General features: G+C 36.5%; 9 protein-coding genes. 4 read left to right on the top strand and 5 right to left on the bottom strand.

Features of this window, described 5'->3' with window-relative positions; all coding sequences use genetic code 11:
• The first annotated feature begins 21 nt into the window (after positions 1–21).
• Both OXQ85_RS16920 and OXQ85_RS16915 read left to right on the top strand, forming a co-directional pair.
• Complete coding sequence (locus tag OXQ85_RS16920) at positions 22–849, top strand: ion transporter (protein WP_267405987.1); 828 nt, start codon at positions 22–24, stop codon at positions 847–849.
• 30 nt (positions 850–879) lie between these two features.
• Entirely contained in the window at positions 880–1,041 is a 162-nt protein-coding gene (locus OXQ85_RS16915; protein WP_267405986.1) for a hypothetical protein, read from the top strand.
• Between the two features lie 107 nt (positions 1,042–1,148).
• Here the strand turns inward: OXQ85_RS16915 and OXQ85_RS16910 are convergent, their stop codons facing one another.
• From OXQ85_RS16910 to dnaE, 5 genes are all read right to left on the bottom strand, one after another.
• Complete coding sequence (locus tag OXQ85_RS16910; RefSeq protein WP_267405985.1) at positions 1,149–3,110, bottom strand: T9SS type A sorting domain-containing protein; 1,962 nt, start codon at positions 3,108–3,110, stop codon at positions 1,149–1,151.
• 140 nt (positions 3,111–3,250) lie between these two features.
• Positions 3,251–5,956: a T9SS type A sorting domain-containing protein gene (locus OXQ85_RS16905; protein WP_267405984.1), complete on the bottom strand. Its 2,706-nt coding sequence runs from the start codon at positions 5,954–5,956 to the stop codon at positions 3,251–3,253.
• Positions 5,957–6,285: 329 nt separating this feature from the next.
• Positions 6,286–8,520, bottom strand: a complete 2,235-nt coding sequence (locus OXQ85_RS16900; protein WP_267405983.1) for a fibronectin type III domain-containing protein — start codon at positions 8,518–8,520, stop codon at positions 6,286–6,288.
• A 229-nt stretch (positions 8,521–8,749) separates the two neighbouring features.
• A complete protein-coding gene (locus OXQ85_RS16895; protein WP_267405982.1) occupies positions 8,750–10,240 on the bottom strand; it encodes a choice-of-anchor J domain-containing protein in 1,491 nt (496 codons plus the stop codon).
• 173 nt (positions 10,241–10,413) lie between these two features.
• Positions 10,414–15,090, bottom strand: coding sequence for a DNA polymerase III subunit alpha (gene dnaE / locus OXQ85_RS16890; protein WP_267405980.1), 4,677 nt, complete (start codon positions 15,088–15,090; stop codon positions 10,414–10,416).
• A gap of 264 nt (positions 15,091–15,354) precedes the next feature.
• Here dnaE and OXQ85_RS16885 point away from each other — a divergent pair, with 264 nt between their 5' ends.
• Together OXQ85_RS16885 and OXQ85_RS16880 are read left to right on the top strand one after the other, a co-directional pair.
• Positions 15,355–17,493 (top strand): S8 family peptidase, encoded by a 2,139-nt coding sequence (locus OXQ85_RS16885; protein ID WP_267405978.1) that lies wholly within the window; start codon positions 15,355–15,357, stop codon positions 17,491–17,493.
• A gap of 84 nt (positions 17,494–17,577) precedes the next feature.
• Positions 17,578–19,650 (top strand): alpha-ketoacid dehydrogenase subunit alpha/beta, encoded by a 2,073-nt coding sequence (locus OXQ85_RS16880; RefSeq protein ID WP_267405976.1) that lies wholly within the window; start codon positions 17,578–17,580, stop codon positions 19,648–19,650.
• Positions 19,651–19,870: the final 220 nt, after the last annotated feature.

The raw sequence follows: 19,870 nt of genomic DNA, 5'->3' as shown, positions 1-19,870 counted from the left end.
AATTTAGAAAAAACAATAAAAATGGAAAAAGAACACAGTCTTGTTCCCGAAGATTCGCTTTGGAAAAGGCATGTTTACCGAATTATTTATCGTTCAGACACCAAACTCGGAAAATTATTCGACATTACTTTATTGTCATTAATTCTTGTAAGCACCTTCATTATTATGATGGAAAGTGTTCCCAAGCTTGATAATAAATACCATTATACCTTCATTATTCTTGAATGGATTATTTCATTGTTTTTCACGGCAGAGTATTGGTCGAGAATAGCCGTGGTGAAGAATAAGAAACATTATATTTTCAGTTTTTTTGGAATTATAGATTTTTTCGCGCTGGTTCCTTTTTATCTGAGTTTTATTTTTCCGGTGACAAAATACTTTCTGATTTTCAGAATGTTGAGAATGCTTAGAGTTTTCCGTGTTTTCAATCTTTTAGATTTCATGAATGACGGAACCGTGATTGTAAGAGCTTTAAAAAACAGCTCACGAAAAATTTATATTTTCCTTTTATTTTTAATTATTTTCTCAGTAATCGTTGGTTCTCTGATGTTTATGGTGGAAGGCGGAAGACCTGGTTTTGAAACGATTCCGCAATCTATTTATTGGGCGGTAGTTACGGTAACAACAGTTGGTTACGGAGATGTTTCACCAATAACCCCAATGGGAAAATTTTTCGCTGTAGTCTTAATGTTAGCAGGTTATTCCATCATCGCGGTTCCTACCGGAATTGTAACAGCGGAAATGAGAAACAAACGACAAAACCTTGAAAAAGTATGCGAACGATGCGGAAATGAAGATATTGACGATGATGCGAGATATTGTAAACAATGTGGCAAGAAATTAGCTTAGTTTAAAATATTAACCAAATATCACAAAATCATGGAACCTAAAAAGAAAAACAAGCCCAACAGTTTAGTAGTTATTCTATTTGCGCTTGTTATATTAATGATTATTATCTACTTTGTCCTTGTAACATTCTTCCCGGCAATATTTGATATGATGAATACCGGTGAACTACAGCCTGTTCCTGCGGATAAATAAACAACAATAAAGGTGGCAAAATTGCCACCTTCCTTCCTTTTTTTAAAATTTTATATTATTTAGGGTAAATTTTAAACAAAATTAACTTCAGAATGGTAAAATTAAAGTTATTTCTTAATAGTTTTAATTGTCACTTGCGTACCATCTGACTTAAATAGTGTGATAAGATACATTCCTTGTTTTAAATCTTCCAGATATAACGTTTGTGAAGGCTTATCAATTGTTTTGATTAATCTTCCTGAGATATCTGTAATCGAAAGAGATTTTACGTTAGAAACATCCGAAATAGTAATGCTATCTGTAAATGGATTCGGATACACCTTAATAGCTTTATCTTTTTTAACCATCGCTGAAGTACTTAATACATTGCTCAACATATTAATAGTAAAAGTATCTTCCATTGCATCTGAAAAGCCGCTGAAATGCCCTACATTAACATAGTAAGTATTTCCCAAAACCGTCGAAATGCTGATAAATTCTCTTCCGCCTTCTTCAAAATCATCAACGGTACCTTCACAAATAAGATTATTGCAACTTCCGCTGTAAACTCCGATTTGAGGATCAAACAAACTATCGTTAGGCATTAAGACTTCGATATCTACATTGGTACCATTTCCTGTAAATTTAAACCATGTTCCATCATTCATATGATCTTCCGTACAGGTTGTGATAAAACCATTGTTATTGGTACTTCCCGCAGCATCTAACTCTGTATGACTATAAGGAAAACCCGCAACAGAAAAAGCTCCAAAACAATCATCATTAACAGGCGGAGAAGGCATTGTACCCACACAAACATTAAAGCTTTGTGCATAATCGCCGCCCCAATAACTGTAAACTCTCATATAATACGTTTCTCCCACCGTAAGCCCCGGAACCAGGGAAGAATTTGAATCTGAACAAAAAATACTTGATAAATTTCCGCAATTTCCGCTAAAAACCTGAAAATTCATATCTGTACTATAATCTGAACCGATAGACTGAATATTTCGTAAAGAAATTACATGAGACGATTCTGTTGCAACAAATTTAAACCAAACATCCGCATCGGGAAGTCCATTGCAAGGATCAGGCGTGATGCCTGAATCTGAACCGCCCAGATTATAACCTGCTGTTACAGTTCCACAATTCAAATCGGGATTTACTGTTAAAGGAATAGCATCAGAACATTCATCATTCGTTGGATTAAGCGGAACGGTTGTGAATTTAGAAACTGAACAGCCTGCAGATTCGCCAGCCGCAGTTATTGCTATTAATTTGATGTAATAAAATGAATTGATATTCAAAGTTGGCGCGGGAGTGTAATTTGTTGCAGAGGTTAATTGCTGACTTACAATATCTTCACCTCCCGGTGTTGTACCCACAGAAATTCTATACTGTAAGGCTCCTGGCACTGCAACCCAGCTAATTTGCGGATTAATGGAAATGAATTCGGAATTATCGCTTGGAAAAGTAATGGTAGGGCAAGCCGGAGTTGTATTCGCCGATAAACCTTCTATGGAAATAACAGATTTTGTATCATTTGGAGTTCCGGAAGGGGGCGAAGAAAGATTAGGATTGGTAAAATCGCTTCTAAAATACATAGATGAGCGCGGAGCAGAATCGTAAACATAAAAAGCTTCGGCACTTCCATCATAACCGGGATCACTTTCTTTAATGGCAACCACCAAATTATCAACATTATTATAAAAGAAAGGCGTTGTGAAATTTACACTTATCACTCCATTATTATTCAGCACATTACCTGAAAAAACCTGAGTGAGCTGAGAGACTGGAATCCAGCTATTTTCGAAGTCAAAACTTCCTTTACTCGTATGCCCAACGTAGACTGCCCAATTTGATGAATTTGTTAAAGATAATGTATTATTTAAATAAAATTTTAATCCTGTAATGCTTCCCGCAGAGACGGCATTGATTTCATATTTACTAAAAATTTGCTGAACGTAAGAATAGCTGTAGTAATTGCTGATAGGCTGCGGACCAGCTGACGTACTTCCTGTGCCCAAGTTTATCTGAGCGTGTGTAATCATACCTATTAGAAATAAGTATGAAAGTAGAATTTTTTTCATAAGCAGTAATTTATTTTGTGTATTACTAATTTAGCAATAATAAACACATATACTTATGATTTCAATTATAATTCATCATAAAAATATAGCGACTAAAAAATATTAGCCGCTATATTGTGTTTTTATGAAATTAATTCAATTTATTTCTTAATTGCCTTAATGACTTGTCTTGTTCCATCTTTCAATTCAAGTGCAATAAGATACAATCCTTGCTTTAAATCTCCCAAACGAAGAGTTGAAGTTGGCTTATCAATTACTTTCACTAATTTTCCTGAAAGATCAATCACTGAAACTGACTTCACATTAGAAACATCAGAAATCGTAATTTCATCTACAAATGGATTTGGATAAATCTTAATATCTTTTGCTTTTGCAGATTGAACATCTGAAGTTGCCAATACTGCCGTTGAAGTAATATTCAGATTAAAGTTACCTTCTGCACTATCACTAGAACCACTGTAATATCCCACATTTACAAAATATTGAGTTCCCGCTACAGAATTGAAGGTATACGTTTCAACAGAACCATTACCACCAAAACTTGAATCAGCAGCTCCCACGCAAGTAAACGAACCACAAGATCCACTATACACACTTACTTTATGATCCCAACTAGAAGTAGTAGTTGCTTTTACAGCAATTGTATTTCCGTCACCGATAAATTTAAACCACATTCCGTCATTAGCACCCGTTGAACAAGTCATCACATAACCCGATCCGTTGGTAGAACCCGCTCCGTCCGTCTGAGAATAGTTATAAGGGAAAGACGCAGCCTCCAAAGCTCCCGAACAATCATCATTAGCTGGCGCGGCAACCGTATTTACAGTAAATGATCTTTCTGTACATCCTGTAGATGTATTGGTGTTTACTTTGTAATAATATTTCGTTCCTAAAGTTAATGGAGTTGTAAATGTATACGTTGTTACATTTCCAACATCTACATTATTCATAATATCAGAACCTCCAGAAGTAGTTCCCACTGTTAATGTATAAGATGAAGCAGTAGCAATACCATTCCATTTAATTGTAGGTTTTACAGGCTGAAGAGTCGCCCCATCACTAGGATAAGAAACTACAGGACATGCATTCTGAGTAGTGAAATTTCTCTCTGAACACCCAGAACTTGCCTGAGTTGCAGTATATCCGTTAACTGTATAATAATATTTAGTACTGAAAGCCAACGGCGTTTGATACGTATAAGTGGTTACGTTTCCTATATCCACATTATTCATAATATCAGTTCCACCTGCGGTAGTTCCTATGGAAATTCTATAACCAGTAGCCCCCGGCACCGTCGTCCATGCAAATGTAGGCGTGATAGAAGCATTTGTAGCTGATGCCGATGAAGGTGTAGTAACCGTAGGACACAATGATAATGTTGTAAAGTTTCTTTCTGTACAGCCTACACCTGTTTGAGTAGCTGTATACCCTACAATTGTATAGTAATATTTTGTATTATAGTTTAATGAAGAATTATAATTATACGTTGTTACATTTCCTAAGTCTACAGCATTCAGAATATCCGTTCCCCCGGCTGTTGTACCGATAGAAATCTTGTACCCAGTTGCTCCGGCAATAGCAGACCACGCAAATGAAGGCGATACAGAAACTCCAGTCGCACCAGAAGAAGGAGCACTAACAGAAGGACACAATGTAAGCGTTGTAAAACTTCTTTCTGTACATCCTGAAGATGTAAGCGTCGCATTATAAGAATTAACGGTATAATAATACTTCGTTCCGTAATTTAAAGGCGTATTGTGAGTATAAGTTGTTACATTACCCACATCAGCATTATTTAATATATCAGTTCCCCCGGCAGTGGTACCGATAGAGATTTTATATCCGGTAGCTGTAGCACTTGCCGACCATGTAAAAGTAGGGGTAACGGAAACTCCCGTTCCTCCCGATGAAGGTGCAGATACTGAAGGGCAAGGTATATTTCTCGTAGTAAACACTCTTTCTGTACAACCTACTGTTGTTCCCACAGAATTCACAGGAGAAACCGTTAAATAATAATTGGTATAATAAGAAAGCGACGATGCAGAAGGCACAGTATAAGTTGTTACGTTTCCAACATTTACATTATTCATCACATCAGAACCTCCCGGCGTTGTTCCCAACTTCACCACATAAGAAGTTGCACCCGATGCTACCGCCCATGTAAATGTAGGAGTAAGAGAAACATTTGTTTCCGCTGCAAGAGGCGCGGTAATAGTGCTACAAGGAGGTGTAGAAGCAGGATTTAACCCTAAAATCTGCATCACAGCTCTTCCTTCACTTCTACTTCCCGAAGTTGGAGGACTAGCCGGATCTGGATTGGTCGTATCATTTCTGTAATACAAAGTAGTATTTGCAGCCGCAGTATATTTATAGAAATATTCATTTAATGAACTACCGACTGTATCATAACCGTCTTTATTTTCATCAACAGCAACCACAAGATTATCTACATTATTATAGGCAAAAGGGGTTGCAAATGTAATTTCAACAACTCCGTTATTGTTGGTTACCGTTCCGGCATACACCTGAGTAAGCGAAGAAAGCGGCACCCAGCTTGAATTTGAAGTAAAGTCATCACTGCTCGTATGTCCTAGATAAACAACAACATCGTCAGAATTCAACAAAGTTTTCGAAGCAGCAAGAAAAAACCTGATTCCCGTTATATTTCCGGCATTGGTATTAAGCTCAGATTTTTTAATGATTTGCTGAGTATAAGAAAATTTGTAATAGTTGCTCCAGGGAGCTGGTACGGAAGTCGGAGCAATTGCAGTTCCACCTCCTAATTGAAGTTGAGCAGACGCACTTACACCAAGTGCCATCATGCATGCAAGTAGAAGTTTTTTCATATATTAAAGAAATTTAAAATTCGTGGGTAAATGTAATAAAATATTACATACAATTAATATTTTATTTATTTTTTTTAATAATTAAACAAACATTTAACAAAATTTAAAAAATAATCTTAAAATCATTCATTTATAAATAGTTATTACTTTAAATCTTAAATTATTTAGATAAAATTTTTACAATCTAATTCATTTAGTACAAATAAATTCTATAAATAGTCTTAAATCACAATAATTAGATACCACAAAATTTAAAAAAAATAGACAACAAAAAAAATAAGCAGCAGATTTAAAAACCTACTGCTTATATTTTAGAAAATTTATATTAATTATTTCCTAATCACTCTTACCGTTTGTTTTGAGCCGTCTATTAATTCTAAAGAAATGAAATACACAGCTTGTTTCAAATCACCTAAGCTAAGTGATGAAGAAGGTTTGTCAAATGTTTTAACCAATCTTCCTGAAACATCCATCACTGAAATAGATTTAACTTTAGAAACATCAGAAACATGTAGTAATTCAGTAAACGGATTCGGATATAGTGATAGCTTATTTTCTAAATTAGCTTCACCAGTATTCAAACATCCTGAAGAGTTGACCGTTGCCACCACCGGATATCTTTCAGACTCACAACCAGTAACGAATTTAAAATTATAAAAACACATATAATAATTTTCGTTATAACCATTCCCAGTAATACTGGCAACAGAAGAAACATAAGGATAAATGGCTCCAGACATATTTCTCATCAATCCACCGCTTGGCAATGTCGGATAGATCGTATAATCTCCCGGAGGTAAGTCTATATCAAGCGCAACAGTCTGCGCCGTTGTTCCTCCAGAAACATTAGTTGTAAAAGGAATCGTGGCAAAAGCAGAACCACCAAGCGAAACAGTTCCATTTACGATATTAATAGCCCCAGATTGACCACTCTGAACAGGGAAAACATCAATAGACTTGAATTTTGCAGGCTTTTTTACCGTAAAATAAACTCCCCATGTAGTGTTTGTCTGAGCAGCAATCCACCCTCCTATAACAGCCGGCGAGGCCAACCCGGCAGTATCTATAACTCCCGTTAATGCAGATGCATAGTAAGTAGTCGTATTATTCAACATAGGTGTCGTAAAGGTGTTACCTGTTGCCAAAATACTTCCGCCCAAAGAAGAATTATACCAATTGACTACAGCACCAGCACTTGGCGTCGCAGAAAGCATCACAGCCCCTCCCGGACAACCCAAGCCTCCCGTAGTGGAAAGCGATGGTGTTTGACAAAGCGTAGTAAACATTATGGGAATACCCGTCCAGATACTTTTACTAGTAGCATCACAAAGAGATCTCACCCAAACATAATATAACGTAGAAGGCGTTAACCCCGTTATCTGAGCAGAGGTAGTATTTGAGGCAACGGAATTTGTTGCATCCAAAACCGTAGCCGATGTAGGCGCTACATTTACTGTACTGTAATATATTTCATAGCCATTAGCCGGAATTAGCGAAGGAGCAGCCCAAGATGCGATAGCAGTTGTTTGTGCTATATTTGCATCTGCAATAACCACGGCACCTGGCGTAGGACAACTAGGCGGCGACCACGTAAAAGTAAGCCCCGATGCAGGAAAATTTGTATTATTTCTTGAAAGAGATGAATTACTTGCCGTTCCAGCAGATGAATTACTCCATGACGTACCCGCCCTATTGTTAAAATCACTTTTTGACGCTCCTCTAAAACCCACATAGGTTGGTTTATTCGCCGTACTCTCAATAAACTGAGAACCATAGACAATTGAAACTTTATTAGTTGTTTCAGCCAGCCTTAATTGAAAGTTTAGATAGCTATGCTCTGTAGCATTATCATTGTACCCCAACCATTCTACCACAAAAGTTCTATTTGGCGCCACTCCTTCTACAGAAGTAAAAACCTTACCAGTTCCATAGATAACAGGAGCACTAAAAACAGTTTTTGTAGCCGGGAGAGACATCGTAATTGTACCCGCAGTCTCATTAAAAGCAGTTATCGTAGCCCCCGAAGCAATACCATTACTTACCGTAATATTACCAAAATCAACAATAGTCTTCAATTTTTTCCCTACTGCAATACCCTTAAACGAAGCTACGCTAGTAATCATATTAGAACCGTTAATCACATTTCCGGTCGTTTCAAATTCTCCATTCAGATCTCTATTCATCACGGCTATAGCCGCGGAATAGGTAATGGTTGAAGAAATCAAAGAAAGGCCGTCACTTTTTAAAGTGCCAAATGTAACCCCTCCGTTTGAGTTTACATACATAGAAGTATAATCACTCCCGTTAAATTTGAAATTAAAAGGAATAGAAACATCCCATCCTGCAGTATCATTATTTCCAGGATTACTTACCGTAGCCTCACTCCCCGGAACCAGAATACCAGTAGCAGCAATACTATTAAAAAATCCTGTACTCTGAGCAAATGCATAATCAGCCACCTGAGCATTTACTCTTTGCATGGCGCCCAAAATCACGAGAACTGCGACACCTGCATTTCGCAAACCAACGTATCGATCCCATGTTTTTTTGTAGAAATTTTTCATGTTTAGTTTTGTTTAAAGTGTGAAAATTACAACAAATTCAATTAAAAATAAAAATTCATCAACAAAATTCTAAACATTAACATAATTATACGATTAAACACACAGGATAAGTTCAATATAATTAAAACTCCCAAAGGATTGATTTAACCTTAAAATAATTATAATCAATAAATTAAAAAGCAGCAGATAAAAAAACCCGCTGCTTATATTTTATAAAAATTTATATTAATTATTTCTTAATCACTTTCACCACCTGTCTTGAGCCGTCTTTTAGTTCTAAAGAAATTAAATACATACCTTGTTTCAAATCACCTAAACTAAGTGATGAAGAAGGTTTGTCAAATGTTTTTACCAATCTTCCTGAAACATCAACCACCGAAACAGATTTCACTTTAGAAATATCCGATATATTTAAATTCTCAGCAAATGGATTTGGATGAACCTTAATATTGTTTTTATTAGATGCAGAAGCTTCAGAAGTAGCCAATAAAGAGGTATCGTAAGCTGAAATTTTAAACTCACCATCATCAGAAGAAGTATACTTCCAAACACTAACATATAAGGTAGTCCCAGGAGTTTGCCCTGTCAATTCTATTTTAGAGAAAGCATCGGTTCCTCCATCATCATTACAAGCAATAGACGTTGTAGACGAGCAATCTGTGAATACCGACAACACTGTATCATCCAAACCAGATCCAGGAGCCGCATCTGTTTCAATCGTTAAGTTTCCAGATGCAGGAACTACCACCTTGAACCAAACATTATTTTCGGCATTAGAAGAATTAAACAAACATGAAGCCCCTAAGCCAGAAGCATCACTTGCTCCAATTGTATTACCCGTAATGGCATTTTGTACGAATGAGCCACCCGCCGTAAGTGTAATAGCACCAGAACACTCATCATTAGTAGGTGGAGACATTGTTGTAAACGAAATTTGAGAACATCCCACCGCATCTCCAAGATTATTATAAGGAGTAATTGTTGCGTAATAGGTCGTATTCATATTCAATGTTCCCGGAATATTATAATTGATAACATCTCCTAGATCTTCATTATTTACAACATCGGTTCCGCCGCTTGTAGTTCCAACTTTCAATTTATAGCCGGCAGCACCTGAAGCAGAATTCCATGTTAAAACTCCGTCAGAATTCACCCCCGTAGCACCATTTGTTGGTGATGTAAAAGAAGTACATAAAGGAATAGCTGTCGGTGTAGTATCTACCACAAATGTATCTGCATACAAATAAAGCTGGTCAGCATCTGTCGCATGTATAGCAACATAAACCGTCTGCCCTGCATAGGCAGATAAACTGAAAGTTTTTTTCGTCCAAGTTTCTGGCGCTTTTTCAGCAGCCTGAAGAACAGTGGTAAAAGCGGCAGCAGCCTGATTCGTAGTTGATAATAAAACCTCATAATCTTCAAGATAAAAATCATCATCTGATTTTACATAAAAGGAAATTCTATCACTTACACCTACCTGAACCACAATCGCCTTTGTAATTAAATAATCATTGTGAGCATTAGAGTTATACAAAATACTTGCAACATAGTCCCCAGATTGAGCAGACCCCGTACTTGGCTCTGAAATCTCCCAAGAATTACCACCATCAACATCCACAACAGCCCATCCCGCAGGCAAAGTAGTTCCTGCATCGAAGTTCTCAGTCCATTGCCCAAAACTTAAAGCCGGAAAAGCCAAAAGAAATAAAAGTTTCTTCATAATACATAAATTTAAAATTCAAATCAAATTTATACATTATTTAAATATAATTAACTAAAAATCGCAAATTTATATAAAAAAATCAAAGCAATCGATTACATCACACAAATATGATAATTGAAAAAGACGATAAAAATTATCGTCTTTTAGTTAATATTGAAAAATAAACCTTATTAATTCAAATAAAATTCATATTTATTTAGTAATTGAATATTTTTAATAAGCTCTCCGCTGAGGTTTACCGAATGTTTCATCGACTGAACTTCGAGCTGCGTATCGTCTTCAATATTTTTAATAAAGAACTTAAGCTTTTGGTTTCCTTGATTTTGCTGAAGTACATTTCTAAAAAAGGCTAAATCTTCCGGTCTGAAATCCATCACATCCATTACTAAAGAAATACTTTTAGCATATTTATCAAAAGCTTCCTGAAGCTCAATTACATCATTTACATTCACAAAAACTCGCCCGTCTTTTACCTGAGCAAATTTAATCTTAAAAATAACAAATCGTTGAACTTCCAGCTTCTCCTTTAATTTCATATAATCACGATCTCCCAATCGGAAAGAATAGGATCCTGAATAATCTTCCAACGTTACAAAAGCTACTTTTTCGCCACTCCTGAAACCATCTTTCACGACGTATTCCGTAATCAAACCAGCAACGGTGTATTCTTTTCCGCCACCGCCATTTTCTCTTTCTTTCTGAAGTGTTTTCCAGTCTTTTTTCTTTTCTTCAAATAATTCTTCCTGTTTATTGGCAAAAGCCTGTTCTTTATAAGCATCAACCTCATCTAAATTAAGGAAGAGAAAATTTCCTTTAGGTTCTGCTTTTTTCGTGACTTCTTCTATTATTTCTTCCTCTTCTCCAGCCACAATATCGTCGGAAATAATTTCGGTTAAATCTGTCGTCTCATCTACCGCATCCTGTTCCAAAATCGGAGCTTCATCCACAACAGCTTTTCCTACTTCTTCTTTTTCCAACACGGATTTTTTTGAAAGATTACCCGCCATAAACTGAAACTGATATTTAAACTCATCCAGCGGATGCGCCGAAAGATAGAAACCAATGGTTTCTTTTTCTTTATTCAGTTTATGCATGTTCGGCCATTCCGGACAAGGCAATAACTTCGGCTGCTCGATCTGAACTTCATCAGCAAAATCAGCAAAAAGTGAAAATTCCATTTCGTTTTTACTTTCCTGAAAGCTTTGTCCGTAACGGATTAATCTCTCCAAATTCGTTCTTCCCGCCATATCAATATCAAAATACTGACCTCTGTGGAAAGAATCTAATTCATCAAAACCTCCTGCTAACACCAAACTTTCCGCTACTCTTTTATTCATTTGAGAAGGTAAGATCCTTTCAAAGAAATCATAGATATTTTTAAACCTGCCATTTGCTGCTCTTTCTCTTGTAATCGCTTCACTTGGCCCTTCACCAATCCCTTTAATCGCCCCTAAGCCAAAACGGATCTGTCCTTTTTCATTTACCGAGAATTTATACTGAGATTCGTTTACATCCGGTCCCAAAACATCAACTCCCATACTTTTACAATCTTCCATAAACATGGTAATGGAATCTGTATTGTTAATGTTATTACTCATCACACTCGCCATATATTCTGCAGGATAATTGGCTTTTAAAAAGGCAGTTTGATAAGCAATAAACGCGTAACAAGTCGAGTGAGATTTGTTGAACGCATATTCCGCAAAGGCTTTCCAGTCGTTCCAGATTTTTTCTAAACGCTCTTCGTTCAGATTATTTTTTCTTCCACCTTCAATAAATTTCGGGTACATTTTATTCAGAACATCGATCTGCTTTTTACCCATTGCTTTTCTCAACGTATCGGCTTCACCTTTAGTGAAATTCGCCAATTTCTGAGACAACAACATTACCTGCTCCTGATAAACGGTAATTCCGTAGGTTTCTTTTAAATATTCCTCGGTTTCTGGTAAATCGTAAACAATTTCTTCAATTCCGTGTTTTCTGTTAATAAAATTCGGAATATATTTAATAGGTCCCGGACGGTAAAGAGCATTCATCGCAATAAGATCGGCAAAAACTGTTGGCTTCAGCTCTCTCATGTACTTTTGCATCCCCGGACTTTCATACTGGAAAATCCCGACCGTCCTTCCTTCTTTAAATAACTGATAGGTTTTGGTATCATCAAGAGGAATTTCATCCGGATCAATATCAATATTATATCTTGCTTTTACTAATTTCAAAGCATCCTTAATGATCGTCAATGTTCTAAGACCCAAGAAATCCATCTTCAATAATCCGGCACTTTCCGCCACCGAGTTATCGAATTGTGAAACCAAGATATCCGCATCTTTTGCAGCAATTGTCACCGGAACCAGATTACTCACATCTTCAGGCGTAATAATTACCCCGCAGGCGTGAATACCCGTATTCCGGATACAACCTTCCATTTTTTTAGCACTCGCCAAAACACCATGACGGGAATCATCAGGACTATTAAGAACATATCTCATCTCATCAACGAGCATCTGTTCTTCTGGTTTTAATTTATCATATTTTGCTAAAGCTTTCGCAATATTCATCCCCGGACTCGGAGGTATCAGCTTGGCAATATTATTCGTATCAGGAATTGGAACATCCAAAACTCTTCCGGCATCTTTAATCGCAGACTTCCCACCCAAAACTGAGTATGTAATAATCTGTGCAACCTGAGTTTTACCGTATTTCTCCACAACCCATTTGATAATTTTATCACGACCTTCATCATCAAAGTCGATATCAATATCGGGCATCGAAACCCTTTCCGGATTCAGGAATCTCTCAAAAAGAAGATCGTATTTAATAGGATCAACATTGGTGATTCCGATGCAATATGCAACCGCAGAACCAGCCGCAGAACCACGACCTGGACCAACCCAAACGCCCATATTTCGGGCTTCGTTACAGAAATCCTGTACAATCAAAAAGTAACCAGGATAACCTGTGTTGGCGATAACTTCTAATTCGAAATCTAAACGTTCTTTAATCTCAGGCGTTATCCCCGGGTTTGGTTCATATCTTTTTCTTGCACCTTCATAAGTTAAATGAGTTAGATAAGCCATCTCGCCACGTTTTCCTCCATCAACCTCATCTTCAGCATGAATAAATTCCTCAGGAATATCAAATTTCGGAAGAAGAACGTCTCTTTTTAACGTATAAGGTTTAAATTTTGCCGTAAATTCTTCATACGCATCAAAAGCATCAGGATACGCCAAAAATGCTTCTTTGATCTCCTCCGCATTTTTGATATAATACTCTCCCGTAGCCAATCCTCTTCTTTTACCAAACCCTTTCCCTACAGGCGTTGACAGCTTTTCACCATCTTTGATACAGCTTACAATATCTTGAATATTAGAGTCGTCTTTATTGGAATAAAAAGTTTCATTTTGGGCTAAAATTTTAACATTATATTTATCTGCAAAATGAAGCAAAACATCATTTAAATGCTCTTCTTCAGGCAGTTTATGATTTTGAATCTGAACATAAAAATCATCTTCAAAAGTATCTTTCCACCATTTAAAAAGCTCCTCCCCTTTTTGCTCTCCGGTATTTAAAATCGCATCCGGAATATCTCCGAAAATCCCTGAAGTTAAAGCGATAACACCTTCTTTATACTCAGCGATCAATTCTCGGCTAATCCTTGGAACCCCGAAATAGAAACCTTTCAGAAAACCGATACTTGAAAGTTTTGCTAAATTTTTATATCCCTCAAAATCTTTCGCCAGTAAAACAACCTGCGTCCTTCTATCAGGATCATCTTTGGTAAACTGCTTCTGTTCGTAACGATCTGAAATATAGAATTCGCAACCCACCACAGGAATTAACGGCTGAGAAGGCGGTTCTTCTTCATTAAATTCCGTTCCGTTTTCTTCTGCTTCCTGTTTTTTTGCTAAATATTCTTTATGCTTTTTCGTACGGTCACCATTCACTCCTTCAACCGCAGAAACAAACTTGAAAGCACCCATCATATTTCCTAAATCCACCATTCCGACGGCAGGAAAATTATCATCCGTTGCTTTTTTAATCAGGTCATTAATGCTTGAAGTTGCCGTTAATGTTGAAAAAACGCTGTGATTGTCGAAATTGAAATATTTACCAAGATCAATCTCATCAACACTTCCGAAATCCTGTTGCTTTTTCTTATTGTTAAAATCGGCAACTTGCCTTCTGATAACAATACTGAAAGGCTTGATCGGATCCGGATGAAGCGTTTTGAAATAAGCCAGCTGATCTTCCGAAGTTTTCAACACTTCCGCAGGAATAATCCCAATTCTCATCATCTCGAAGAAAACCTGAGCCGTTGCATTTACGTCGGCCGCCGCGTTGTGAGCTTCATCAAACTTATGACCGTATAATTTTTCGTACAGTTCTTCCAATTTCGGAGACTTGTATCTGCCACCTCTACCACCACCAAGTTTACAATAATCTGTTCCCAAAATCATTGTATCGGCTCTTGGTTTTTCCTGAAGGTTGTCTGTAATATTTTTTCTGTAAAATTCGGCTCCGACAATATTATAATCAAACTCAACATTGTGACCGGAAACAACTCTTACTTTTTCTAAAACTTTAGCAAATTCATTTAAAATTTCTTCAAGATCCCGACCTTCTTCATTGGCAATCTTCGTTGTAATCCCGTGAATTCTCGCGGCGTTGAAAGGAATATCATATCCTTCCGGTTTTATAATATAATCCTGATTTTCAATTAAAGTTCCGTCATCATCATGCAATTGCCAGGCAATCTGAACCATTCTTGGCCAGTTATCTGAGTCTGAAAGCGGAGCATTGAAATTCTTTGGTAAACCCGTGGTTTCTGTGTCAAAAACTAAATACATGTAATTTTCTAGCTTTTATTATAAAAGAGAATGTAAAGTTACTTAATTTTACATTAAGGCATTACAATCGCTTGGATAATAATTAACTTTTTTCAAGTTCATAATTAAAACCAATTTTAAAATTTAATGTTACTTTTTTAGGTTTTAACAAATGATTCAAAAATAAATTTTGAATTTTAGATAATTTTAATAATTTAGCACATTATCAATTACTTATTTTACATATATTTGTAAGCGAATTTATTTTAAATTATTTAATATATCATGAAGAAATGTTTACTTTTGGTTAGCACTTTAGCCATTACATTACTAAGTGCACAAAACAATGATGCTTTAAACAGAGAGTTTGAAAAACAAAAAAATAAGAACAATGAGAAGTTCGATTCTTATGTTGCAAAACGTTACGGAGCTAATAAATCTCCTGAAGTATTAAAAGAAATCGAAGAAAAAAGAGAAAACCTAGCGGGATTTTTCCTTAATAAACCTTATTTTTATCAAGCTGATGATCAGAATCAAATCCTAAACAACAATGTAGATGCTTTAACTACAGCAGGTGGAGTTAATGGATTGGCAGGATCTTTTAAAGGAGAAGGGATTCTTTATACCATATTTGATGGAGGAAGAATTTATGCTCCTCACACAGCATTTAATAATACAGCTGGAAGAATTTCTAACAAAGAAGCTGCAACAAATGCATACAGTGCACACGCTACTGGCGTTGCAAGTATTGTAGGTGCAAAATCATCTCCTTTAACAGCAACCGCAGAAGATGGAACAACAATGCAAGGGAATGCTATGGGAATCGCTTTAAATTCAACAATGGATTCTTACAGATTCGCAACAACAACCTTACCTGGCAACACAACTACTAGTACTGTATTTCAAAAGATACTAGCAGCTCAACCTAAGATTTCTAACCACTCTTACGGAAGTAATGCTGGATGGAATATTCAAACTGTCTCAGGTGCAACTGCTCTAGTTTGGAATGGAGCTTACTATCCAGCTACTGCTACTGATCCTACTGCTTCATTTGATCTACAAGGGACATATTTTACCCAAGATCAAAACTATGATAACATAGTATACAGTAATCCAACAAATGTTATTGTAAAATCTGCAGGTAACTATTTTGGTATGGGACCTGCTTTACCAGGTGGATCAACAGCTCCTAAATATTATACTGACGAAAATGGATCACTTGCTGCATTTACAGCCACGGATACTCTTCCTGCAACAAACTGTGGTAACGGTGGAGATTGTATCGGACCTGGTTCTTTAGCTAAAAATATTATTGTTGTAGCTGCTACAGAAGTTATCACAACTAACAACTACAGATATACAGCTTCAACAGATGTTGTAAAAGCCGATTACAGTAGTGCCGGCCCAAGAGATGATGGTGGTATCAAACCAGATATCGCTGCTCCGGGATCAGATATTTGGATGGCATCAACTGCAGAAAATACAACAGGAAGTATTGGATGGCAAATTAACAGCGGGACTTCTATGTCTGCTCCACAAGTGACTGGTATTATCGGACTTTGGATGCAGATATATAAATCAATGTTCAACAATGCAGATTTAAATGCAGCTGCCGCTAAAACTTTAATGGTACATTCTGCATCGGAAGCAGGAACTGTTGGTCCTGATGCATGGTATGGTTGGGGATATATCAATGCAAAAAAAGGAGCTGAGCTATTAGTTGGGAAGTCTAATAATACAATCTTATTTAACGATGAAACTTTAACAAGCGGTACTCCTAATCAAAAAACATTAATTGCTTCTGGAACTGAACCTTTAAAAGTTACTATTTCTTGGATTGATCCTGCGTATACAATTCCAACAAATTTAACTTGGGATGATGCTTACAATAATAGATCATCAAGATTAATAAACGACTTAGATTTAAGAATTGTAGATACTGTAACCAATACTGTTTATCAACCATGGAAACTTAATCCACTTACTCCTACGGCAGCTGCTACAAAAGGAGATAATACTGTAGACAATGTTGAACAAGTTGTTATTGATGCTCCAGTAGCTGGCAGATCATATAGAATTGAAATTGGTAATAAAGGTACTTTGAAAAATAGTACTGGAGCAAATGCACCTCAAAACTATTCTATCCTTGCAACAGGATACACTCAACAAGTTTTAGCAACGGGTGAAACTGTAAAAGATAACGGTATCATCGTAGCTCCAACAATTACTAAAGATATTGTAAAAGTATTAAAAGCTTCCGCAAAATCTACATTCAATGTATATGATTTAACAGGTAAAAAATTACAGAGCGGCATTATTAATGGCGATACCAGTGTAGATTTATCAACATATGTTAAAGGAATTTACATCATCGAAGTTAAATCTGGGAATGATGTAGTTACCAAAAAAGTAATTAAAGAGTAATATTAAAACTCTGATTAACAAATAATTCAATGCAAAACACTAACACTTGTTAGTGTTTTGTTTTTTTATGTATATTTGTCTTCTATGGAAAATACACTGCACGAAAAAGTTTCTCAAGATATATTAATTAAGGCTTATAATCACATGATGCTTGCCAAAGCGATGGCAGATATTTATGAAGAAAACAGAAATGTTTGTAAATATGTTCATAGCACATCACGAGGTCATGAGGCGATACAGTTGGCTACCGCTTATCAGTTAAAAAAAGAAGACTGGGTTTCTCCTTATTATAGAGACGAAAGCATTCTTTTGGGAATTGGTCTCGAGCCTTATCAATTAATGCTTCAGTTACTGGCAAAAGCCGAAGATCCTTTTTCGGGAGGCAGATCGTATTATTCCCATCCTTCAAGCAGGGATGAAAATAAGCCTAAAATTATTCATCAAAGTTCTGCAACGGGAATGCAAACCATTCCTACAACAGGAGTTGCACAGGGAATTAAATACATTCAGGATTTTGAATTACAGCAATTCGAAAACAATCCGGTTGTAGTTTGTAGTTTAGGAGACAACTCTGTAACCGAAGGTGAAGTGAGCGAAGCATTGCAATTTGCAGCTTTACATCAACTTCCTATTATTTTCCTTGTTCAGGATAATGAATGGGGTATTTCAGTAACCAAAGAAGAAGCAAGAACTTGTGATGCTTACGATTTCGTTGCAGGATTCGCGGGTTTAAGCAGAATGAGAGTAGACGGAACCGATTTCGTTGAAAGCTTTGAAGTGATGAAAAAAGCGATTGATTTCGTTAGGTCTGAAAGAAAACCTTTAGTAGTTTGTGCTAAAACTGTTCTTATTGGCCATCATACTTCAGGGGTAAGAAGAGAGTTCTATAGAGATGAGGAAGATTTAACTAAACACAGAGCAAAAGATCCGGGAGAGATCCTGAGAAAACATTTGCTGGAAACTGGCGTTGATGAAGAATTATTAAAGCAAATCACCAAAAAAGCAAGGCTTGAAGCTGAAGAAGCTTTTGAAAGAGCTCAAAAAGCAGAAGATCCAAAGCCTGAAACAGTTATGAATCACGTTTTTGCACCAACTCTGATTACGGAAGAAACAGGAACGCGTGAGCCGGAAGGCGGTGAAAAGATCGTTATGGTAGATGCTGCCATTCACGCGATTCAGGAATTGATGTGGAAACATCCGGAAGCATTGTTGTACGGACAGGATGTTGGAGAAAGAATCGGTGGTGTTTTCCGTGAAACGGTGACTTTAGGAAAAAAATTCGGAAGCAAAAGAGTTTTCAATACAGCAATTCAGGAAGCGTATATCATTGGTTCTACCGCCGGAATGAGCGCGGTTGGATTAAAACCTATTGTTGAAGTTCAGTTTGCAGATTATATCTATCCGGGAATCAATCAGTTAATTACTGAGATTTCAAAATCAAGTTATTTAAGTCAAGGAAAATTCCCTGTTAGTAATATTATCCGTGTTCCGATTGGCGCTTACGGCGGCGGCGGACCTTACCACAGCGGAAGTGTGGAAAGTATTTTAGCGAATATTAAAGGGATCAAAATCGCTTATCCAAGCAATGCTGCAGATTTTAAAGGTTTATTGAAAGCGGCTTATTATGACCCAAATCCGGTGATTATGCTGGAACATAAAGGTCTTTACTGGAGCAAAGTTCCGGGAACTGAAGATGCGAAAACCATTGAGCCGGCTGAAGATTACATTTTACCTTTCGGAAAAGGAAAAGTAGTCATTGAAGCAAATAAAAATGAAACCGAAAAAGGCAGAACTTTATTGGTGGTAACTTACGGAATGGGCGTTTACTGGGCTAAAGAAGCTGCGAAAAACTTTCACGGAAAAATTGAAGTGATCGATTTGAGAACACTAATTCCTTTGGATGAAGAATTGGTTTTCGAAAGAGTAAAAGCACACGGAAAATGTATCGTTTTAACGGAAGAACAACTTAACAATTCTTTCGCAGAAGCTTTTGCACACCGTATTTCTAAGAATTGCTTTAAATATTTAGATGCTCCGGTTGAAACAATGGGGTCTTTGGACGTTCCTGCCGTTCCGATCAACTTGGTTTTGGAAAAGGAAATGCTTCCAAACGCTGAAAAACTGAGTGCTAAAATTGAAGAAATGCTGAAATATTAATTCAAAATAAAAATATAACGAATCAAAATCGATTAATTTAATCAGAATAGGAAATTTTCTATTCTGATTTTTTTTGCCTCAGTTTCAATTAATTTAATTTTCATAAAAACAGCATTTTGTATTAACAAAAATTTAAAATTAAACCTTTAAAAAGCAAAATTTAAGTTAACAATAGACAATTGTGGCATAACTTCTGATATACACTAAGCACACTTTTAAA

The organism is Chryseobacterium sp. GM_Chr_2 (assembly GCF_026540445.1).
Classification (GTDB): domain Bacteria; phylum Bacteroidota; class Bacteroidia; order Flavobacteriales; family Weeksellaceae; genus Chryseobacterium.
The sequence above is the reverse complement of the archived record's forward strand: the minus strand, read 5'-3'. Positions and strand labels throughout refer to the sequence as shown.